Annotated in this window: 9 protein-coding genes; 1 reads left to right on the top strand and 8 read right to left on the bottom strand. The window is 72.0% G+C overall.

Features of this window, described 5'->3' with window-relative positions:
- Window positions 1–55 precede the first annotated feature (55 nt).
- From ACZ7GZ_RS19810 to ACZ7GZ_RS19800, 3 genes are all read right to left on the bottom strand, one after another.
- A complete protein-coding gene (locus ACZ7GZ_RS19810) occupies window positions 56–817 on the bottom strand; it encodes a thioesterase II family protein (protein ID WP_471025739.1) in 762 nt (253 codons plus the stop codon).
- A 99-nt stretch (window positions 818–916) separates the two neighbouring features.
- Entirely contained in the window at window positions 917–2,524 is a 1,608-nt protein-coding gene (locus ACZ7GZ_RS19805) for a GMC oxidoreductase (protein WP_471025921.1), read from the bottom strand.
- A gap of 529 nt (window positions 2,525–3,053) precedes the next feature.
- Entirely contained in the window at window positions 3,054–3,632 is a 579-nt protein-coding gene (locus tag ACZ7GZ_RS19800; protein ID WP_471025737.1) for a LuxR C-terminal-related transcriptional regulator, read from the bottom strand.
- A gap of 482 nt (window positions 3,633–4,114) precedes the next feature.
- Here ACZ7GZ_RS19800 and ACZ7GZ_RS19795 point away from each other — a divergent pair, with 482 nt between their 5' ends.
- The gene (locus ACZ7GZ_RS19795; protein ID WP_471025735.1) at window positions 4,115–7,597 is read left to right on the top strand and encodes a BTAD domain-containing putative transcriptional regulator; all 3,483 of its coding nucleotides are present in this window, start codon (window positions 4,115–4,117) and stop codon (window positions 7,595–7,597) included.
- A 97-nt stretch (window positions 7,598–7,694) separates the two neighbouring features.
- Here ACZ7GZ_RS19795 and ACZ7GZ_RS19790 read toward each other — a convergent pair whose 3' ends face one another.
- The 5 genes from ACZ7GZ_RS19790 to ACZ7GZ_RS19770 form a co-directional block, all read right to left on the bottom strand.
- The gene (locus ACZ7GZ_RS19790) at window positions 7,695–7,889 is read right to left on the bottom strand and encodes a ferredoxin (RefSeq protein ID WP_471025734.1); all 195 of its coding nucleotides are present in this window, start codon (window positions 7,887–7,889) and stop codon (window positions 7,695–7,697) included.
- Between the two features lie 44 nt (window positions 7,890–7,933).
- Window positions 7,934–9,148, bottom strand: coding sequence for a cytochrome P450 (locus ACZ7GZ_RS19785; protein ID WP_471025732.1), 1,215 nt, complete (start codon window positions 9,146–9,148; stop codon window positions 7,934–7,936).
- Between the two features lie 202 nt (window positions 9,149–9,350).
- A complete protein-coding gene (locus ACZ7GZ_RS19780) occupies window positions 9,351–10,550 on the bottom strand; it encodes a cytochrome P450 (protein WP_471025730.1) in 1,200 nt (399 codons plus the stop codon).
- Window positions 10,551–10,593: 43 nt separating this feature from the next.
- Complete coding sequence (gene ccrA, locus ACZ7GZ_RS19775) at window positions 10,594–11,850, bottom strand: crotonyl-CoA carboxylase/reductase (RefSeq protein WP_471025727.1); 1,257 nt, start codon at window positions 11,848–11,850, stop codon at window positions 10,594–10,596.
- Window positions 11,851–11,924: 74 nt separating this feature from the next.
- A complete protein-coding gene (locus tag ACZ7GZ_RS19770; protein ID WP_471025725.1) occupies window positions 11,925–21,980 on the bottom strand; it encodes a type I polyketide synthase in 10,056 nt (3,351 codons plus the stop codon).
- Window positions 21,981–22,025 lie beyond the last annotated feature (45 nt).

Below are 22,025 nucleotides of genomic sequence, written 5' to 3'. Positions count from 1 at the left end.
ACACGCAGCACCGGGCGGCGGAACCTGGCCGGGGTTGCCGTGGTGCGCAGCAGGCTCACGCTCCCGAGAGAACCTGGGAGGCCATGAGGCAGACGACTTCCGTCTGGTGCTGGGCCAGGAAGAAGTGGCCGCCGGGGAAGACCTTCAGCGTGAAGGGGCCGTCGGTGTGCTGGGACCAGGCGGCGGCCTCCTCCACGGTGACCTTCGGGTCGTCGTCGCCGACCAGGCAGGTCACGGGGCAGCGCAGGGGCGGACCGGGTTCCCAGGTGTAGGTCTCGGCTGCGCGGTAGTCCGCCCGGATGGCCGGGAGGATCATGCGCAGGACTTCCTCGTCGCCCAGCAGCTGGGGGTTGGTGCCGCTGAGGCCGCGCATCTCGGCGACGAGGCCGTCGTCGTCTCGCAGGTGGACGGTCTCGTCGCGGTGCGTGGACGGGGCACGGCGGCCGGAGGCGATGAGGGCGGTGGGCAGGATGTCCCGCTCCTGCTCCAGCCGTCGGGCGATCTCGTAGGCGAGGGAGGCGCCCATGCTGTGGCCGAACAGGGCGATGGGCCGGTCGGTCCAGGGCAGGAGGGCCTCGTAGACCTTGTCGGCGAGCGCCGGTACGGAGTCCAGGAGCGGTTCGCTGCGGCGGTCCTGGCGGCCGGGGTACTGGACGCACAGTACGTCGACGCTGTCGGGCATGGAGCGGGACACGGGGAAGTAGAAGCTGGCGGAGCCGCCCGCGTGGGGCAGGCAGACCAACCGGGCGCGGCTGTCGGGACGCGGGTGGAACCGGCGGATCCAGAGGCCGTTGTCCTCGGTGAGCGGGGAGTTCATGGAATCGTTCCTTTTCCGTCTGGGTTCGACCGCCCACCGTGGCGGGGCGTTCGCCGGGTGGAGAGGGGCGGCGCGCGGACAGGCTCCGCCCACCGCTCGTCAGGAACCCGCGACGTCCTCCTTGATGATGCGCTCGACGTTCCGCTCCGCCAGCGCGGTGATGGTCACGAACGGGTTGACGCCGATGCTGCCGGGGATGAGCGAGCCGTCGGTCACGTAGAGGTTCTTGTATCCGGCGACGCGGCCGTAGTTGTCGGTGGCCTTGCCGAGGACGCAGCCGCCGAGCGGGTGGTAGCAGAAGTCGTCGGCGAAGGCCTTGATCTGCTTGCCGAAGAGGTCGTACCGGTAGATGGTGGCGTTGGCCTTGTTGATGCGGTCGAACAGCGACTTCGCCGCCGCGACCGCGGGCGCGTTCTGGTCCCGGGTCCAGTGCAGGTCCGCCCGGTCCTTGGCGGCGTCGTAGACGAAGGTGCCGCGCTCCGGGTTCTTGGTGATGGCCAGGTAGAGGCTGACCCAGGTCTCGACACCCGCCGGCATGGGGGCGATCTCGGCGAAGACGGGGGTGTTCGGGTTGTCCCAGTCGTCGATGCCGAGGGCGGGGATCGACGACTGCTTGGTGCCGGTGGGGTTCCACACGTGGTTGGCGCGGGCGGTCATGATGTTTCCGTTGGGGCCCCAGCCTCCGCCGACCTCGGAGCTGAGGTTCGGAAGAGTACCGGTCTCCCGGGCGCGCAGCAGCAGTTCGGTCGAGCCGAGACTGCCCGCGCCGAGGAAGAGGTGGCGGCAGGAGACCTCCTTGGTCGCGAGCAGCTTTCCCTCGGCGTCCCTCTGCTCGACGGTCAGCAGGTACGTGCCGTCGTTCTGCTGACGGATCGTCCTGACCTGGTGCAGGGTCTCGATGGTGACCTTGCCGGTGCCCAGGGCGGCCGCCAGGTAGCTCTTGTCCAGTGAGACCTTGCCGTGGTTGTTGCCGTAGATGACCTCGGCGGCCAGCGCGGACTTGGGCGCCGCGCCGTCCGCCTCACGGCGCATGTAGTCCCAGTCGTAGACGTTGGGCACGAAGGTGGTGCTCAGGCCCGCGTTCGAGGCCTGCTGGCGCGAGACACGCGCGAACGTGTACCACTCGGTCTGCTCGAACCAGCTCTTGTCGATGTTGTTGACCCGGAGGGTGGAGTTCGCGCGCGGGAAGTACTTGGTGTACATCTCCCCGGCGTCGACCTGGGGCAGCACCTCCTCGAAGTACGAGCGCCGGGGCGTGACCGCCATGCCACCGTTGACGAGCGAGCCGCCGCCGACACCGCGTCCCACGTACACGGACATCTGGTCGAAGTTGACCCGGTCCAGTACACCCGCGTAGGGCTCGATGTCCCGGTTGGCGAGGTCGAGCCACAGGAAGGAGCCGAGCGGGGCCTCGGTGCGGGTCTTGAACCAGCTGGAGCGCTTGTCGGGCTTGAGCATCCCGCAGAACACGTTGCCGTCCGGACCGGGCTGGTTCCACAGCTGGCCCATCTCCAGCATCAGGGTGGGGACCCCTGCCTCGCCGAGACGCAGGGCGGAGACGGCCGCGCCGTAACCGGTGCCGACCACGACGGCGGGGACGAACGTGCCGCCGGAACCACTGGTGGTGGCAGCGGACGCCCGGGGGGCGGCGGTGATCGTGGTCTGCCCCGCGAGTGCGGCGGCGCCCAGGGCCGCCAGGCCGAGCATGCGGCGGCGCGACAGAGGCTGATGTGCAATCACGTTGTTTCTCCTGAGCGTCGAGCGTCGAGCGTGGAGGGAAGAGGGAAGATGAGTCGGAAGGCCGGCCGGAGTGGCGCGGCCTGGGGCGGAACGCGCCATGTGGGGTCCGTGCAAAAGGGCCGGCGAGGAGATCCGGACCCGGCGGGATGACCTCGGGGAGGCGGGGCCCGGAGGTCCGGTCACCCGGGGCACGGAGGAGGGCGTTGCGGTACGGCCCGCTCCCGGCGCGGGCAGCGCTCACGCGTGCCTTCAGGCGTCCGCCGAGCCGCGCGACAATGGGGATCACGCGGTCCGTTCGGACTGTCCGGCGACCCGGAGCTTGCGGTAGGCGCTGGTGAGGTGCTCCTCCGCGGCGCGCGCATTCACTCGGGCCGTTCTGCCATGTTCTTGCCGGGCACTCGGGGAGTGGCGAGTCGCGTGGCGCCGCGTTCGGCGCGGGTGAACGCTGTCACAGCCGCCGGCGCGTGCGGGCGCCCGGCGCGGGCCCTGCGGCCGCTCACTTCACGAAGTCGTCCACGACCTCGGGCGGCCAGGTGCCGACCTTGAGCACGCCCATGGAGTAGGCGCGGGAGACCAGCGCGGCACGGTTGGGCACCTTCAGCTTCCGCAGCAGGCAGGTCACGTGGTACTCGACGCCCTGCCGGCTGAGGTAGAGGCTTGCCGCCAAGGGGACGGTGGAGACACCGGCGGCGATGCCTTCGAGGATACGCGCGTCCATCGCGGAGAGGATCTTCTTGCGTTTGGTCACCACTCGGGTCCCCTCGGCGTCCCCGGCCGTGGGCATCATGACCAGGATCGCGGTCGTGTCGGGCAGGCCACCGCGCACCGCGACCGCGGTGAGGGGAACGGTGAAGGCGGACTCCTCGCCAGGCCCCACGGCAATGACGGGCGTGACGAATCGCTGATGCTTCCCTTCCAGCAAATTGGAGAATTTACGCACCAGCGGCTGCTGCACGCTCGGGTGCACCACGTCACGGAAATTGCGGCCGCATATGTCCTCGGACGAGCCGTTGAACTGCCGGAAGAACTCCTGGTTCGCCTGCTGGATGGTCAGGGTTTTATCGAGGCTCGCCATGCACAGGCCCGGAGCTGCAGATGCTGGACTCAGCAAGAGAGGGCTCCCTGTTAGAAAACTTGAGCGCGAAATCAATCCGGAGGCTGGTGAGCGGTCGTGAAGGCCGTCAGCAGGGGCGTCATCGACCCTGGGACCAGCGGTTCTCCCAGATGCGGACATCGTGCGCCACCACCCTTGCGGGGTCCTGGTCGAGCCACTGGCGGCCCCTTGCCGTCGCCTGCCGTCGTTTTCAGGTCCACTTGTCGGAATCCTTGCCGAAAACCCGCAGCTTTCTTGCCAATCGACGGATCTCCGGCTTGGAAGGCGCTTTCCCTATGCCAAGATCCACAGGAGACGGTGTGGGACCGGCCAGCTCGAAACCGTCCGTCAGGCAGCCGTATCCGCGAGAACGATGGGGACCAGTCATGCCCACACCTCCGACCGCAAACGTGTTACCCACGGGAACTGCCCAGGCTGAGCTCCTATTGAGTGTTCTGGGGCCCATGTCGGCGCGACACAACGGGCAGGATCTGCCGCTCGGCCCACCACGCCGGCGAACAGTTCTCGCCCTGTTGCTCATCCGCCTCGGCCGCGTGGTGCCCACCGAACTGCTCGTCGAGGAACTGTGGGGTGACGGAGCGCCCCGTCACGCGGTCGCCACACTCCAAAGCCATGTCTCCCATCTGCGCCGGGCCCTGCATCCAGTGGCGGGAACGGGCCACCTTTCGGTGCTGCGTCATCGGACACCCGGTTACGTCCTCGATCTCGATCCCGAACACGTCGATGTCTGCCGCTTCGAGCGTCTGGTCACCGACGGACGGCGGCTGCTGGAGCAGCACGATCCGCGCACCGCGCATGCCCGGCTCACCGAGGCCTTGGGGTTGTGGCGCGGCTCGCCGTACGCGGAGTTCGACAGCCATCCGGCACTCAGCGACGAGTGCGCCCGGCTCGAGCAGATCCGGCTGACCGCCGTGGAGTCCTGCGCGGAGGCGCGGCTGGCCCTCGGCGCGGCCGAAGAGGTCGCCGCCGATCTGGACCGGGAGGCGCGCCGTCATCCCACACGGGAGCGGCTGGTCGGCCACCTCATGACGGCGCTGTCCCAGCTCGGGCGGCAGGCCGAGGCCCTTGAGGTGTATGAGCGGACGCGTAGTCATCTGGTCGAGGAGTTCGGCGTGGACACGGCAGCCGAACTACGGCGGGTCAGAAACGCGATCCTGCGCCAGGAGCCGGGAGCGAGCGCCCCCTCGAAGAAGCCGTCACCCGCACCACTCGAGTCGACCGGAGCGTCGCACGTCCCGCTCGTGAGGAACGAGATCGGTGACGACGCGGTACCGGACTCGTCGGGCTTCGAGGGCTCGAAGGACGGTGGCACGGCCGTCATACCCCGGGGGCACAGCCGGGCGGTGGCCACCGACGACGCCGACGGTGCGGACGACTCCGGTGCGGCCGTCCGGCACGACGGGATCGCGGGGACCGACGAGCGCCCGGAGGCGCGAACCGATGTGCCGCCGGGCGCGCGGGCGGACGCCGCCGGCCCGCAGGCCGGGACAGACCCGTGGCGGCCCGTGTCGGAGCCGGACCACGAGCCGCCGGCTGCCCCGGGGCCCGGCGGATCCCCGGGGTTCGATTCGGGGTGGTCGGCTGTCCCCTCGCCGTTCACCGGCCGCAGCCAGGAGCTCGACCGCCTGACGACCGCCGCCGCGAGCGTGGTCGTGGGCCACGGCCATGTGGCCGGCGTCCTCGGCCCCCCGGGAGTCGGGAAGACCCGGCTGCTGCTTGAACTCGCGGCACGTCTGGAGAGCATGGGCGCGCAGGAGGAGCGCTCCAGGCTGGAGGTGGTCTGGAGCCACTGCTTCCCCGGCGAGGGCGTCCCCGCCTACTGGCTGTGGACCCAGATCCTGCGGCGGCTGTCCGCCACCCGGCCGGATGCCTTTCGCGAGGCGACGGAACCGTACGGCGCTTTGCTCGCCCCACTGATGCCCGAGCGGTCGGCGGCCCGGACCGGAAGCCCGAAATGGGCCTCCGACTGGTGCCAGGCCCGCTTCCTCGCCCACGACGCGGTCTGCGAGGTGTTACTCACCCTCGCCGGGCAACACCCGCTCGTGCTGCTCCTCGAGGATCTGCAATGGGCGGACACCGCCTCCCTCGACCTGCTCAGGCTGCTGAGCACCCGCTGCCAGGGCCATCCGCTCGGCATCGTGTTCACGGCCCGCAAGTTCGAGGCCGAATCGGACGCGACGCTGCGCCGGATGGTCTCCGACGTACTGCGCGGCCCCAGGACCGAGACGCTGCGGCTCTGCGGGCTCTCCCTGCGGGCCGTCGGCGCCCTCGTCGAGGCACATGCGGGGTCGGGTGTGGACCCGAAGGTGGTCGAGGTGCTGCACCGGCGCAGCGAAGGCAACCCGTACTTCGTGATGCAGCTCCTCTCCCTCGTGGGCGACGCGCGTAAACTACGCCGCCCGGATGCGGTCGACGCGCTCCTGGCTCACATTCCCACCGGCGTACGCGAGGCGCTGCACCAGCGGTTCGCCGCGTTACCCGAGCCGGTCCTGCGAGTGCTTCGACTGTGCGCCGTCATCGGCGCCGAGGTGGACACCGACCTGTTGCACCGGACCGCCACGCACGACGAACCGGTCATCGAGGGTCTTGAATCGGCCATCCGTGCCGGCCTGCTCGAGGAGGACCCACACCATCCGGGGCGGCTGCACTTCGCTCACGCCCTGGTCCAGGAGACGCTCGTCGACGAGCTGCCCCGTGAGGACCGCCACCGCCTGCACGCCAGGGTCGCCGACGCACTGTACGCACGCAGGCGCGGGCAGGTGGGGGACGAGGAGATAGAGCGGGTGGCGCACCACAGCTGGCACGCCAAGAGCGCACTGCCCGCCGCCGAGGTGCTGCCCCGGCTGCTGCTCGCCGCGGAACACGCCGAGCAGTCCATGGCGTACGAGCAGGTGGAGATCTGGCTGCGCCGCGCAGTGCACCTGGTCGGCTTCCTGCCGCCGGACGACTCCGCCACGGTCAGGCTGGAACAGAAGCTGCACATCCAACTCGGCCAGGTACTCGCCACCACGCGCGGCTACGGCCACCCCGAGGCCGAGACGGCACTGACGCGCGGTCGCGCCCTCAGCGCGGCCACTCACGCCCCCGAGGACTCGTCGGTGCTCTGGGCGCTGTGCGCGGCACACCTGGTCACCGGCCGCTACGACGCCTCACGGCAGCTGTCCGGTCTGCTGCGCGACATCTCGCGGCAGAGCCCGGAGCCCGTGGCGGCGCTCGGTGCGGCCTACGGCGAAGGCATCGTGCTCCATGTGCGCGGAATGCTCCCGCAGGCACTCGCCGAACTGGAGCGCGGCGTCGTCATGGCAGATCGTTTCGCCAACGAGGGTCATGCGCTGGCGCGTACCTTCCAGCACGACCCACGCGTCTCCTGCCGCTCCTACGACACCTTCACCCACTGGCTGCTCGGACACCGGCAGACCGCCGACGCGCGCCGACGTGAGCTGCTGAGCCTCACCGAGTACGAAAGCCGGCCGTCCGACCGCTCCTTCGCGCTGTACGTGGACGGGGTCGTGGCCGCTTGGGAAGGCGACACCCGTACCGCACTCGCCTCGAGCGACGAGGGCGTCCGCGTTGCGGGCGAACACGGACTTCTCTACTGGAAGGCCATGCTGGGCGTCGTGAAGGGGTGGGGCCTGGTGCACGCGGGAGATCACGACGACGGCCTCGCCCTCATACACACCTCGCTGGCCGAACTAGGCCAGTCCCGGACGTACATACGCCACCCGCTGCACCTGGGCCTGTTGGGCCAGGCGCAATGTCACGGCGGGCGGATCGAGGAGGCGAGGACCACCTTCCGGATGCTGCTGGCCGCCGTCGAACAACGCCGCGAGCGCGTGTACCTCCACGCGGCACTGCCCGCGACCCCCCTGCTCCACGAACTGCTGGGCCATGGTGCCGACGAGGCGCTCACGGGCCTGTCCCCGTGATGCGCCGCTGCGGGATTCCAGCAGGCGGTGGCCCTGGCCGCCCGGCTCCCGGAGAGCCACCGCTCGCCCGGAGCCCACGCCCCACGGCCGGTGCCGCTCAGTCCTCGAAGATCGCGACCGCCTGTACCGGACAGGCCGTGGGGACGTCGTGCACCCGCGGGTCCCCCGCCCCGTCCTCATGTCCCGGGACCAGGGCGACCAGCGCGTCGTCGTCCTGTGTGAAGACGCCGGGTGCGGTCATGACGCACTGACCGGAGCCGATGCACCGGTCGCGGTCGATGGTGATGCGCATGGCGTGGCCCGCCTCCCTTGATTCCGTTCCCTCCACCGGGATCCTCACCAGGTGACGGGGAGCTCGATCGGGCCCTGGGCGTCGTGGCCGGCCTTGATGGGCACCTCGTCCAGGGGTACGGCCAGCCGCAGGCCCGGGATGCGGGCGAAGAGCGCGCCGAGGGCGATCTCGAGCTCGGCGCGGGCGAGGTTCTGCCCCAGGCACTGGTGGATGCCGTGGCCGAAGCCGACGTGGTGACGTGCGTTGCGCCGGGCGTCGAAGACGTCGGGGTTCTCGTACGCCTTGGCGTCGCGGTTCATCAGCGTGATGGAGACGAGCACCGCGTCCCCGGCCTTGATGGTCTCGCCGCCGACCTCGATGTCCTCCTTGGCCATCCGGACCATGTAGTCGGAGACGGAGGTGAACCGCAGCAGCTCCTCGACCACTCCCGACACCGCAGCGGGGTCACGCAGCAGCACCTCGACCTGCTCGGGGTGCTGGATGAGCGTGAGGGCTCCGAGGGCGATGGCGTTGACGGTGGTCTCGTGGCCGGCCACCAGCAGGACCAGCGCGATCATGACCACCTCGTTGTAGTCCAGCTCGCCCTCCTCCAACTGGCGTGCGATCAGCTCGTCCAGCAGGCCGTCCCCGGGCTCGGCCTGCTTCTTCACGACCAGGCCGTGCAGGTACCTGTACAGCTCGCCGAAGGCCGCGTCGGCCTCCGCCGACGTCGCGGCGCCCACGAAGTTGCGGGAGCACTCCTCGAAGAAGTCGTGGTCGCCGTAGGGGACGCCGAGGAGCTCGCAGATCGCCATGGAGGGCACGGGCAGGGCGAAGGCCGACACCAGGTCCGCGACCGGCCCCTTCGCCAGCATGTCGTCCAGGAGCCGGTCGACCAGGCTCTGGAGCCTGGGACGGATGGCGTTCATGCGCTTGACGCCGAAGCTGGGGATCAGCATGCGCCGCTGCCGGGCGTGCAGGGGGTCGTCGACACCGATCAGCGGGAACGCGAGCCCGCCGCGGCCCTCGGTGCGCTGGACGACGACGGGGAAGAGCGGGTGGCCCCAGTCGGAAGACAGCCGGGGGTCGACGAGCAGCGCCCGTCCCTCGGCATGCCCGGTGACCAGCCACGCGGGTCGGCCGTCGAACAGCGTGACCTGCGTCAGCGGGTTCTCGCCCCGCCATTGCGCGTAGGCCTTCGGCGGCTGGTACGGGCAGGTCCGGTCCTGGGGGAAGGCCGGGGCCGGCGACCCGGTGGGGCGGATTTCGGTCTCGGTCATGTCGTGCCTTTCGAACTATCGGCGGTGCGGTCGTTCATCGATGCGTGAGGGGCTACGGGAAGCAGGTCTCAGAGCGTCAGCGGAGCCGTGCGCGCGGTGCGGTCGGCGTCCGGCCGTCCGGCCCAGGGCCCCCGGTCACGGACCGGAGGCCGACTGTGGCGGAACACTGATCACCTGTGGGAGTGGGCGCGTGGTGCGGAGGTCACCAGGTGACGGGCAGCTCGTGCACGCCGTAGAAGACCATGTCGTCGCGGAAGCGGAGCTCCTCGACGGGCTTGGCCAGACGCAGGGTCGGGAAGCGGCGGAACAGGGTCTCGAAGACGATCTGCAGCTCGATCCGGGCGAGTTGCTGGCCTATGCACTGGTGTGCTCCGAAGCCGAAGGCCAGATGCGGGGCGGGGCGGCGGGTGATGTCGAAGCGCTCCGGCTCCTGGACGAAGGCGGGGTCGAAGTCGGCGGCGAGGACGTGCGCGACGACCTGTTCGCCCTCGGCGATGCGCACGCCGCCGAGCTCCACGTCCCGGGTGGCGACGCGCTCGCCGCCGAACTGGCCGATGGTGAGGTAGCGCAGCAGTTCCTCGACCGCGTTGCCGATCAGCGACGGGTCCTCGCGCAGCAGGGCCAGCTGGTCGGGGCGGTCGAGGAGCAGCGCCGCACCGAGGCCGATCATGCAGGCGGTGGTGTCGTGGGCCGCTATCAGCAGGGTGCCGGCCGCGTTCATGAGGAACATGTCGTCGACGACGCCGTCGGGGTCCTCGGTGGTGATCAGCGCCGAGATCAGGTCGTCACCGGGGTTGGCCCGGCGCTCCTGGACGAGCTGGTAGAGCAGCCCGCCCAGGCGCATGCCGGCGGCCTCGGTGGCGGCGGCGTCCTGGTCGACCCGCATCATCGCCTCGGCGATGTCCTGGAACTCCGCCCGGCGCTCGGCCGGGACACCGAACAGGTCGGAGATCACCATGGAGGGCACCGGGTTGGCGAAGGTCTTCACCAGGTCGACCGGGCCGCCCCGCGCCTCGATGGCATCGAGGTGCTCGTCGACGATGCGCTGGATGTTCGGCCGGAGCGCCTGCATGCGCCGGACGGTGAACTCCTTGGCGAGCAGCTTGCGGTCCGCGGTGTGCTCCGGCTCGTCCTGCCACAGCAGGCTGCCGCGGCCGGGCTTCTGGGTGACGACGCCGTCCTGGGTGTGCAGCGCGTGGGGCACCTGGACGCTGAACGAGGGGTCGCGCAGCAGGGCGCGCACCTCTTCGTAGCCGGTCACGAGCCACGCCTCGTGGCCGCTGGTGAAGGTGGCCCGGGTCACCGGGGCGGCCGCCCGGATGCCGGCGATGCCGTCCGGCGGCAGGAACGGGCAGCTGCGGGCCTTGGGGACGGCGGGTGCGTCGGCGGTGGGCTCGGGCATGACTCTCCTAGGGCTGGTGGGAGGGGGTTCGTACGAGGGACGGTCAGGCGGCGGCGAGTTCGAGTGTGGTCTCGCCGCGCCGAGGCGCGTTCACGAGGACGGCCATGTTCCCGGAGGGGTGCACGTTGTCGTGCATCATCTGGTGCATGCGCCCGATGTCCTGGAAGCCGTCGCAGGCGGACAGGCAGGGGTCGAGCATGCCGGCGCCGACGAGGTTGATGACCTCGCGGCACTGGCGGGTGTCGGCGTAGTGCGAGCCCTGGAGGCGCTTGGAGCGCATCCACAGGTGGCGCAGGTCGACGTCTCCGTTGTAGCCGGAGGTGCCGCCGCAGATCACCACCATGCCCGCGTTGTCGCAGAGGTACATCGAGGTCGGCAGGGTGTCCTGGCCGCTGTGCTCGAGCACGATCCGCGGGGACTTGCGCTCACCGAGGATCTCCCAGATCTTCTTGCCGACCCCGCGGGCGCCGCGCAGGAACCGCGCCGACGCCTCGGCCTCCCCGACATCGGGCAGCCGGCCCCAGTGGTCGAAGTCGCGGCGGTTGATGGTGCCTTCGGCCCCGAGGCGGCGGCAGTACTCGGAGCGGTCCTCACTGGAGACCACGGCGATCGGAATGCCGCCGGCCAGCCTGACGAGCTGGATGGCCATCGAGCCGAGGCCGCCCGCACCGCCCCAGATCAGGACCGGGTCGCCGGGGCGGACCGTGTTGCCCTGCCAGCCGAACAGCTGCCGGTAGGCGGTGGGTCCGGTGAGCAGGAAGGCCGCCGACTCCTCCCACGACAGATGGGCGGGCTTGGGGTGGCACTGGTACTCGTCGACCCGGCAGAACTGGGCGAAGGAGCCGTAGTTGGTCTCGTACCCCCAGGCCTTGATGCTCTCCGAGACCAGAGGGTCGGTACCCATCCGGATGTCCTCGGCGGTCTCGTCCCACTGGCCGCTGGTGAGCAGCACGTGGTCGCCCACCTTGACGTTGCGGACGCCTTCGCCGACGGCCCACACCACACCGGAGGCTTCCGAGCCTCCGATGTGGAAGTCCTCGGGTTGTCCCTGGCGCTGCCGCATCCCGATGACGTCGACCGGCTCGCCCAGCGAGGACCACACGTTGTTGTAGTTGATGCCGGCGGCCATCACGTAGACCAGCACCTGGCCCCGGCCCACCTCGGGGGTGTCGACGACCTCGGTGCGGAACGCCTGCTTCGGCTCTCCGAAGCGGTTCTGGCGGATCACCGAGGCGTACATCTGCCGCGGGACCTCACCGAGCGGCGGGGTCTCGCCGATCTCGTAGAGAGCCTTCGTCATGGTTTCTCTCCCACATCTGCTCTGTCCGGATCTGCTCTGTCCGGTCTGGGGTGCTCGCGGTGGTCGCGGGCCGGTCATGCGGTCGTTGCGTCCGGAGGTGCGGCGGGGCCGGACGCGTCGGTGACGACGTCCGCCAGCCAGGCATCCACCGTCGCCGCGGTGGTGCCGGCGTGGTCCTCCAGCATCGAGTAGTGGTTTCCGGTCACTTCGACGATCGTGTCCACGTGCTCGGGCGGTGCCGCGCGCCCGTCGCCGTCCGCGGTGCCGGACAGCATGGGATCGCTCGCCCGTACGAGCAGGGTCGGCGCGGCGATCCGTGGCGCGGCCCAGTCGTCGAACAGGCGCATGTAGCGGCCCATGGCGGTGAGTTGTTCGCCGCCGGACCTCATGAAGTCCAGGCGTTGCGACTGCGCCTGGGCCATCGCGTTGAGCACCTGGTGGTCGAAGGGGACCTCTCGGCTGAAGCTGTCGACCATCACCACGGCCGCCGGCTGCTCGCCCATGGCCTCCAGGTGGGCCGCCACACCGTGGGCGATCCAGCCGCCCGAGGAGTAGCCGAGCAGCACGACCGGCTTTCCGCCGGCGCACTCGCGTACGGTCTGCGCGTGCAGCCGGAGCACGACGTCCAGGTCGGACGGGACCGGCTCGCCCTTCTCGTAGCCGGGGTGGACCAGGGCCCACACGTCCAGCCGGTCGCGGAAGGGGGTGGCGAACCGCGCGTACTGGTGCGCCCCGGCCGGGACGACGTACGGCGAGAAGCACATCAGCGCGAGGGGACGGTCGCCCTGCGACAACCGTACCGGGGCGGGACGCTGGGCCAGTTCCTCGGGCCGCTCGAACGAGGGCCGGAAGCGGGCCGCCTCCATCAGCATCCCCATGGCCTCGGCGGCCGTCCCGTTCTCGCTCGCGTGCCGGTAGAGCTGGACCAGCATGTCGGCGGGCTGCTCCTGCGCCGCGCCGCGGCCGACGCCCTGGAGCCGTGTCAACAGGTGCTTGGCGAGCCTGGTGGGCGTGGGATGGTCGAAGGCCAGTCCGGCGGGCAGGTGGAGACCGGTCGCCGCAGCCAGGCGCCGGCGCAGGTCGATCGCGGTGAGCGAGTCGAAGCCGAGCTCCAGGAAGTGTGCGGTGGGCAGCACGTCCTCGATCGACGCGTGACCGAGGACCACGGCGCTCTGGGCGCGAATGTGCTCCAGCAGCCGCTCCTCCTGCTCGGCCGGGGCGAGTCCGGCGAGCTCGGTCGCCAGCGCCGCTCCGGCGCCGGTCTCCTCGCCTGCTGCGGCCTGCTCGGCCTCCAACAGCCGCTGTACGTCGGGCAGGTCGGCCAGCAGCGGGCTGGGCCGTCCCACGGTGAAGGCGGGCAGGAACTTCTCCCAGTCGATCGGGGCGACGGTGAGGGCCGCCTCGTCGTGCTCGACGGCCTGGCGCAGGGCGGAGATCGCGAGATCGGGGGCCATGACGCCCAGGCCCCGCCGTTCGCCGCGCTCCTGGACCGCGTCGTCGACCATGCCGCCGCCCGCCCAGCCGCCCCAGGCGACCGAGGTCGCGGTCAGGCCGCGTGCCCGCCGCCGCAGTGCCAGAGCGTCGAGGAAGGCGTTGGCCGAGGCGTAGGAGGCCTGCCCACCGCTGCCCCAGACGCCGGCACCGGAGGCGAACAGCACGAACGCGTCCAGCTCACGGCCGTCGAGCAACTCGTCGAGGTGGAGGGCGCCGGTGACCTTGGCGGCCGCGGCTTCGGCGAACTCGTCGAGACCGGCGTCGGCCAGCATGGACGACCGTGCCGTGCCGGCGGCGTGCAGCACCGCGGTGAGGGGGTGCCGGGACTCGATGCCGGCGAGCAGCCGCGCGACCGCGTCGCGGTCGGCGATGTCGCAGGCGGCGATGGTCACTTCGGCGCCCAGAGCGGTCAGCTCCGCCTGCAGTTCCCGCGCGCCGGGAGCGTCGGGCCCGCTCCTGCTGGTGAGCACCAGGTGCTGCGCGCCCGCGCCGGCCAGCCAACGGGCGAGGTGCCGGCCCACGCCGCCGGTTCCGCCGGTGACCAGGACGGTGCCGCGGGGCTGCCACGGTGTCGCGGGCTCCTCGTCGGCGGGCCGCGCCCGGACCAGGCGCCGGCCGTACACGCCGTCGGCACGTACGGCGAGCTGGTCCTCGTCGTGCTGGGCCAGCGCTCCGGCCAGGCGGCGCAGCGCGTGCGCGTCCAGCTTCTCGGGAAGGTCGACGAGGCCACCCCAGCGCCGGGGCAGTTCCAGTGCGGCGGTGATGCCCAGGCCCCACAGCTGGGCCTGGACGGCGTCGTACAGCGGGTCGGTGGCTCCGGTGGACACGGCTCCGCGGGTCGCGCACCACAGCGGTGCCTGGACGCCGATGTCGCCCAGCGCCTGCATCAGGGTGACGGTCGTGGCGAGGCTTGCGGACAACGTCGGGTGGGCCGGGTGGCAGCCGGGGGCGAGGCCGAGCATCGAGAGGACACCGGCGGGCTGTTCGCCGCCGAGTTCCTCGGCGAGCCGGTTCGCGGCCTGCGCGCGGTCGCAGTCGACGGGGAGTTCGACGACCCGCACCTTGGCGCCGTGGGCGCCGAGCACGCCGACGACGCAGGGCGCCCACTGCTCGTCCGCCAGTCCGGCGGGGAGGACGGCGAGCCACAGGCCGTCCAAACTGGGAGCCGGGTCGTCGGTGAGCTGCCGGAAGGAGACGCGGTAGCGCCAGCCGTCCACCGTGGACTTCGCGCGGCTGCGCCGACGCCACGCGGACAGCACCGGCAGCGCCGGGCCGATGAGGGCGGCGTCGTCCGCCCCGAGTTGATCGGCGAGCCCGGGCAGGTCCGTGTTCTCCACCAGCTCCCAGAACCCGGCCTCGGTGGGATCGGCGCCCGCAGGCACCGGGTCGGCGCTCTGCAGCCAGTACCGCTGGCGCTGGAACGCGTACGTCGGCAGGTCCACGCGCCGTACCGGCCGCCCGGCGAAGGGGACCGTCAAGTCCACGTGTACGCCGCTGACGTGCAGTTCGGACACGGAGCGCAGGAAGTGGTCCATGCCGCCCTGGCCTCTGCGCAGCGAGGCGCCGGTCACGGCGTCGGCACCGGCCTCCTCCGCGATCTCCTGCACCGCGCCGGACAGCAGCGGGTGCGGGCTGCACTCGACGAACACCCCGTGCCCGTCGTCCAGGAGCGTCCGTACGGTCCGCTCGAACTCAACTGTGCGGCGGGCGTTGCGGTACCAGTACTCGGCGTCCAGGGCGATGGTGTCCAGCACCGTGCCGGTCACCGTGGAGTAGAAGGGGACGTCGGCCGCGCGCGGCGCGACCGGGGCCAGCAGCTCCAGGAGTTCGGGGCGCAGCCTGTCGACCTGGGCGGAGTGCCCGGCGCCGGTGGCGCCGCGGACCTTGCGCACGCGCACGCCCTCGTGTTCGAGTTCCGCCAGGAGTTCGTCGACCGCATCGGGCTCTCCGGAGACGGTCAGGGCGGCGGGCCCGTTCACGGCGGCAACCGACAGCCGGTCCCCGTACTTCTCCAGCCTCGCGCGGGCCCGGTCGGCCGGCATGGCGACCGCCAGCATCGCCCCCTTGCCCATGAGCTTGGTCAGCGAGCGGCTGCGCAGGGCCACGATCCGGGCCGCGTCGTCCAGCGTCAGCGCGCCCGCGACGTACGCGGCGGCGACCTCGCCCTGCGAGTGGCCGACGACGGCGGCAGGCGTCACACCGTAGGAGCGCCACAGGGCGGCCAGCGACACCATCACCGTGAACAGCGCGGGTTGGGCGACCTCCACCTCGGCCATGCCCGGTGCGCCCGGCTCGGCGCGCAGGACGTCGAGCAGCGGCCAGCCGACGTAGGGGGCGAACGCCTCGGCGCAGGCCTTCGCCTGCTCGGCGAAGACCGTGGAGGTCTCCAGCAGTTCGCGGGCCATCTCCGTCCACTGCGAGCCGTGCCCGGGGAAGACGAAGGTGACCTTGCCGGAGGCCGTGGCGGTGCCCTGGACCACGGTGTCCGCCGGTGTGCCGTCGGCGAGCGCCGTGAGCCCGGCCCGCAGCTCGTGCGGGTCACGGCCGACGACCACGGCCCGCTGTTCCAGTTGCGTCCGCGTGGTGACGAGGGCGCGGCCGACGTCGGGCGGACAGAACCCTTCGGCGCGGTCGAGGTGGTTCAGCAGCCGGCGGGCCTGCGCGCGCAGGGACCGGGCGGTCTTCGCGGACAGCGCCCACGGGAACACGACCAGGGGCGGGGCGGCGGTCGCGTCCCGCGCTGCGGGGGGCTGCTCGCTCTCGGCGGCGGGCGCGGTGTTCGGGGCCTGCTCGATGATGGTGTGGACGTTGGTGCCGCTCATCCCGAAGGAGGAGACGGCCGCGCGCCGTGGCCTGTCCCGGTCGGGCCAGGCGGTCTGCTCGGTGAGCAGGCGCACGTTCCCGCCGGCCCAGTCGACGTCCGGGGTCGGCTCGTCGACGTGCAGCGTCTGCGGCAGGACGCCGTTGCGGAGGGCCATCACCATCTTGATGACGCCGCCGACGCCCGCGGCCGCCTGCGCGTGGCCGATGTTGGACTTCAGCGAGCCCAGCCACAGCGGTCGGTCCGCGGAGCGCTCCTTGCCGTAGGTGGCCAGCAGCGCCTGTGCCTCGATCGGGTCGCCGAGCCGGGTTCCGGTGCCGTGGGCCTCCACGGCGTCCACGTCGTCCGGGGCGAGCCGGGCGTTGGCGAGTGCCTGCCGGATGACCTGCTGCTGGGCCTTGCCGCTGGGCGCGGTCAGGCCGTTGGAGGCGCCGTCCTGGTTGACCGCGCTGCCCCGTACGACGGCGAGGACCTCGTGCCCGTTGCGCCGGGCGTCGGACAGCCGCTCCACCAGGACCAGGCCCACGCCCTCGGCGAAGCCGGTGCCGTCGGCGGACGAGGAGAACGCCTTGCAGCGGCCGTCGGCGGACAGCGCACGCTGCCGGCTCGACATCGTGAACGCGGACGGTCCGGCCATCACCATCACGCCGCCGGCCAGTGCCATGGAGCACTCGCCGTTGCGCAGCGCCTGAACGGCGAGGTGGAGGGCGGTCAGTGAGGAAGAGCACGCGGTGTCGACGGTGACCGACGGCCCCTGCAGGCCGAAGGTGTAGGAGAGCCGGCCGGAGATCACGCTGGCCGCGTTGCCGCTGGGAATGTAGCCCTCGACTCCGTCGGGCACCTTGAGCGGGCGGCCGGTGTAGTCCTGGTAGCCGGAGCCGACGAAGACGCCCGTGGCGGTGGAGCGCATGGTGTCGGGGGCGATCCCGGCGCGCTCGAAGGCCTCCCAGGTGGTCTCCAGCAGCAGGCGCTGCTGCGGGTCCATGGCGACGGCTTCGCGCGGGCTGATTCCGAAGACCGCGGGGTCGAACTCGTCCGCGTCGTGCAGGAAACCGCCCTGTGTGGTGTACGTGGTGCCGGGGTGGTCGGGGTCCGGGTGGTAGAGCGCCTCGACGTCCCAGCCGCGGTTGCCGGGGAAGCGGGAGATCGCGTCGCGGCCGGAGGCGACCAGCTCCCACAGGTCCTCGGGCGAGCGCACGTCGCCGGGGTAGCGGCAGGCCATCGAGATGATGGCGATCGGCTCGTCGAGCACCACGGCGGCCGCCGCGGGCGTGGCCTTCGTCTCCTGGCCGCCGGTGAGTTCGGCGAGCAGGTGGGCGGCGAGGTCCGCGGCCGTGGGGTGGTCGAAGACCAGCGTCGTGGGCAGGGCGAGACCGGTGGCCTCGTTGATCCGGTTGCGGAGTTCCACCGCGGTCAGGGAGTCGAAGCCGAGGTCCCGGAAGGGCCGGTCGGCCTCGACGGCGCCCGCTCCGCGGTGGCCGAGGACGGCGGCGGCGTGCGTGCGCACGAGGTCCACGAGGGCGCGTGCGCGGTCTTCGTGCGACAGCCCGGCCAGGCTCTCGGCGAGCGCCCCGAAACCGTGGCCCGTCTCGGGGGTCGCCTCCGCGAGCGTCGCGCGCACCTCGGGGAGGTCGCCGAGCAGTGGGCTGGGCCGGCCGAGGGTGAACGGCACGATGAAACGCGACCAGTCCACGTCGGCGACGGTCAGCTGGGTCTCGTCGCGGTCGAGCGCGCGCTGCAGGGCGGTGATCGCCGTGGCGGGGGTCATCGCCCGCAGGCCGCGGCGGCGCAGCCGCTCCTCGTCGTCGCCGTCCTCGACCATGCCGCCGTCGGCCCAGGGCCCCCAGGAGACGGCGGTCGCGGTGAGGCCGCGGTCGCGGCGCTGCCGGGCGAGACCGTCGAGAAAGGCGTTGCCGGCGGCGTAGGCGGCCTGGCCGCCGCTGCCCCAGACGCCGGAGATGGAGGAGAAGAGGACGAAGGCGTCGAGCTCCTGGTCACCCAGCAGCTCGTCCAGGTGCGCCGCGCCGCCGGCCTTGGCGGCGAGCGCGGCGGCGAAGGCTGCCGGGGTGGTGGCGTCCACCATGCCGGGGTCGGCGACCCCAGCGGCGTGCACGACGGCGGTGAAGGTGTGCTCGGCGAGCAGGGCCGTCACGGCGTCGCGGTCGGCCACGTCGCAGGCGGCGAGCGTGACGCGGGCACCGAGGGCCTCCAGCTCGTCCCGCAGGGCGGCGGCGCCCGGGGCGTCCGCGCCCCGGCGGCTGGTGAGGACGAGGTGTTCGGCGCCGCCGCGCGCCAGCCAGCGGGCGACGTGGCCGCCCAGGGCACCCGTACCACCGGTGACGAGGGCGGTGCCGCGGGGCTGCCAGCGGCGGCGGGCCGCCCGGGCCGGTGCGTGGGCGAGCCGCCGGGCGAAGACGCCGGAGGCGCGGACGGCGAGCTGGTCCTCCTCCCACCGGCCCGTCAGTACCTGCCCCAGCACGTCGGCCAGGTCTGCGGCGGCCCGGTCGTCGACGGACTCCGGCAGGTCGATCAGGCCGCCCCAGCGCCGGGGCAGCTCCAGGGCGACGGTGCGGCCCAGGCCCCAGACCTGGGTGTGCCGGGCGTCGCGTACGGCGTCGGACCCGCTCACGGCCACCGCGCCCGAGGTGAGGCACCACAGCGGGGCGTCGACGCCCGCGTCGCCCAGGGCCTGGACGAGCAGCAGGGTGGGCAGTACGGGGTCGCCGGTGAGGAGCAGGGACAGCACGCCGTCGACCGGCCCGGTCCCGGCCAGCTCCGCGGCCAGTCCGGCGCGGTCGCTCGCCGCGCCGACGACGAGGGTCCTCAGGGTGGCGCCGCGAGCGGTGAGCGCGGTGCGGACCGCTGCGGTCCGCTCGTTCTCCTCCTCCGGCACGGCCAACAGCCAGGTGCCGCCGGGGCCGGCCGGTGCGAGCTCGCCCAGGCGCTTCCAGGACTCGTGATAGCGCCACTCGTCGACGGCGGACTGCTCCTTGCGCTGCCGCCGCCACGACGACAGCCTCGGCAGCACGTCGCTGAACGCGTCCCCTGGCCCGATGTCCAGGGTCTCGGCGAAGGCCTGCAGGTCCTCGCGCTCCACGGTCTCCCAGAACTCCGCGTCCACCGGGTCCACCACCGCGGCGGGCTCCGGGGTCTGCACCCAGTACCGCTCGTGCTGGAAGGCGTACGTCGGCAGGTCGGTCTTCCGCGCACCGGCGAAGAAGACGCTCCAGTCCACCGTGACGCCGTGGTTGTGCAGGTGCGCGAGGGCCGTGACGAGCGCCTGCCGTTCGGGGCGGTCGGCTCGCAGCGCCGGCACCGTGACGGCGCCGTCCAGGCAGTCCTGCGCCATGCCGCTGAGGACACCGCCGGGGCCGATCTCGACGAAGGTCTTCACGCCCAGTTCGTGCAGGGTCCGGACGCCGTCGGCGAAGCGGACGGCCTCGCGGACGTGCCGGACCCAGTACTCGGGGGTGTAGGTCTCGACGAGCGCACCCGTGAGGTTGGAGACGACGGGTAACCGCGGCCGCTCGAAGGCCAGGCCACGGACGACCGCGGCGAACTCCTCCAGCATCGGGTCCATCAGCGGCGAGTGGAAGGCGTGGCTGACCTTCAGCCGGGACGTCTTGCGGCCCTGCTCGGCGAAGGCCGAGGCAATCGCCAGGGCCGCCTTCTCGTCACCGGAAACCACCAGCGACGAGGGGCCGTTGACCGCGGCGATGCTCACCCCGTCGGTGAGGTGGGGCAGGACTTCCTCTTCGGTGGCCTGCACGGCGACCATCGCGCCGCCCGCGGGCAGGGCCTGCATCAGCGCGGCACGGGCGGACACCAGCTTCGCCGCGTCGTCGAGGGACAGCGCACCGGCCACGTGCGCGGCGGCGATCTCGCCCACGGAGTGGCCCAGGACGAAGTCGGGCCGGACGCCCAAGGATTCGAGGAGGCGGAACAGGGCCACCTCGACCGCGAAGAGCGCGGGCTGGGTGCACCCGGTCCGGTGGAGCGTCTCGGCGTCGACGTCGACCGGGGCGTCCAGACGCGCGCACACCTCGTCGTAGGCCGTGGCGAAGGCGGGGAACGCCGCGTACAGCTCCCGCCCCATGCCGAGGCGCTGCGAGCCCTGCCCTGAGAAGAGGAAGCCGGTCTTGCCGCCGGCCGGGCGCCCCAGCAACACACGGGACGAAGGGGTCCCGGCGGCCAGGTCCTCAAGCCCGAGGAGCAGTTCCTCACGGGTCTCCCCCACGACCGCGGCCCGGTGACGCATGGCCGCGCGGCTCGTGGCCAGCGACAGGCCCACGTCCTCCGGCCGGGCCCCGCCCCGCACGCACGGCAGCAGCCGGGCCGCCTGGGCCTGCAGCGCCGCGTCGCTCCTGGCGGAGAGCACCCACGCCAGGGGGCCGTCGGCGGGAACCCGTGCGGGCTCCTCGTCCTGCGCCGGTGCCTGCTCGATGATCGTGTGGGCGTTGGTGCCGCTGACGCCGAAGGACGACACGGCGGCGCGGCGCGGGTGATCGGTCTTCGGCCACTCCACCGCCTCGGTCAGCAGCCGGACGTCACCGGCCGACCAGTCCACGTGCGGCGTCGGCTCGTCCACGTGCAGGGTCCGTGGGAGAACCCCGTGGCGCATGGCCATGACCATCTTGATGATGCCGCCGACCCCCGCGGCGGCCTGCGAGTGACCGATGTTGGACTTCAGCGAGCCCAGCCACAGCGGCTGCCCCTCCGGCCGCTCCCGGCCGTACGTGGCGAGCAGTGCCTGCGCCTCGATCGGGTCACCCAGCCTCGTCCCCGTACCGTGCGCCTCCACGACGTCGATCTGGGCGGGAGACAGTCCGGCCGACGCCAGGGCCTGGCGGACGACCCGCTGCTGCGCCGGACCGTTCGGCGCGGTCAGGCCGTTGGACGCGCCGTCCTGGTTGACGGCACTGCCCCGCACCACGGCCAGCACCTGGTGCCCGTTGCGCACGGCGTCGGACAGCCGCTCCACCAGGAGCATGCCGACGCCCTCGGACCAGCCGGTCCCGTCTGCCCCGGCGGCGAACGGCTTGCACCGTCCGTCCGGGGCCAGCCCGCGCTGACGGCTGAACTCCACGAACGCGGTCGGCGTGGTCATCACCTGCACGCCGCCGGCCAGCGCCATCGAGCACTCGCCGCCCCGCAGCGCCTGGATCGCCCAGTGCAGCGCCACCAGCGACGACGAACACGCCGTGTCGACGGTGACCGCCGGACCCTCCAGGCCGAAGGTGTAGGCGATACGGCCGGACATCACGCTGGCGGAGTTCCCGGTCCCGAGATGGCCGTCGGACTCGCCGCCCACCCCGACCAGGAGGTTGACGTAGTCCTGGTAGCCGGAGCCGACGAAGACTCCGGTACGGCTGCCGCGCACCGACTCCGCGTCGATACCCGCCCGCTCGAACGTCTCCCACGTGGTCTCCAGCAGCAGACGCTGCTGCGGATCCATCGCCACGGCCTCACGCGGACTGATCCCGAAGAACCCGGCGTCGAACTCCCCCGCCTCGTACAGGAATCCACCACGACGCGTGTACGTCTTCCCCGGCGCCTCGGGGTCCGGGTCGTAGATGTCCTCCACGTCCCAGCCGCGGTCCGCCGGGAACTCGCCGACCGCGTCACCACCGGAGGCCACCAGCCGCCACAGGTCCTCCGGCGAACGCACACCGCCCGGATACCGGCACGCCATACCGACGATCGCGATGGGTTCCTGGCCCTTCTCCTCGACCTCGCGAAGGCGCTCCCGGACCTGACGAAGGTCTCCGGTGACGCGCTTGAGATATTCGAGAAGCCTGTCTTCGTTGCTGCTCATCCGCCTCATCCGTCCTCGGCTGTCGTTAAAGGTAGAGCGCCAAGA

Source organism: Streptomyces sp. NPDC037288, from assembly GCF_055603265.1.
This window is presented reverse-complemented; position numbering and strand designations above follow the sequence as displayed.

Coding starts and splice junctions, on each gene's coding strand:
- ACZ7GZ_RS19790 (WP_471025734.1), bottom strand. CDS start 7,889: ATGCGCATCACCATCGACCGCGACCGGTGCATCGGCTCCGGTCAGTGC.
- ACZ7GZ_RS19805 (WP_471025921.1), bottom strand. CDS start 2,524: ATGCTCGGCCTGGCGGCCCTGGGCGCCGCCGCACTCGCGGGGCAGACC.
- ACZ7GZ_RS19800 (WP_471025737.1), bottom strand. CDS start 3,632: ATGGCGAGCCTCGATAAAACCCTGACCATCCAGCAGGCGAACCAGGAG.
- ACZ7GZ_RS19785 (WP_471025732.1), bottom strand. CDS start 9,148: ATGACCGAGACCGAAATCCGCCCCACCGGGTCGCCGGCCCCGGCCTTC.
- ccrA (WP_471025727.1), bottom strand. CDS start 11,850: ATGACGAAGGCTCTCTACGAGATCGGCGAGACCCCGCCGCTCGGTGAG.
- ACZ7GZ_RS19780 (WP_471025730.1), bottom strand. CDS start 10,550: ATGCCCGAGCCCACCGCCGACGCACCCGCCGTCCCCAAGGCCCGCAGC.
- ACZ7GZ_RS19810 (WP_471025739.1), bottom strand. CDS start 817: ATGAACTCCCCGCTCACCGAGGACAACGGCCTCTGGATCCGCCGGTTC.
- ACZ7GZ_RS19795 (WP_471025735.1), top strand. CDS start 4,115: ATGTCGGCGCGACACAACGGGCAGGATCTGCCGCTCGGCCCACCACGC.
- ACZ7GZ_RS19770 (WP_471025725.1), bottom strand. CDS start 21,980: ATGAGCAGCAACGAAGACAGGCTTCTCGAATATCTCAAGCGCGTCACC.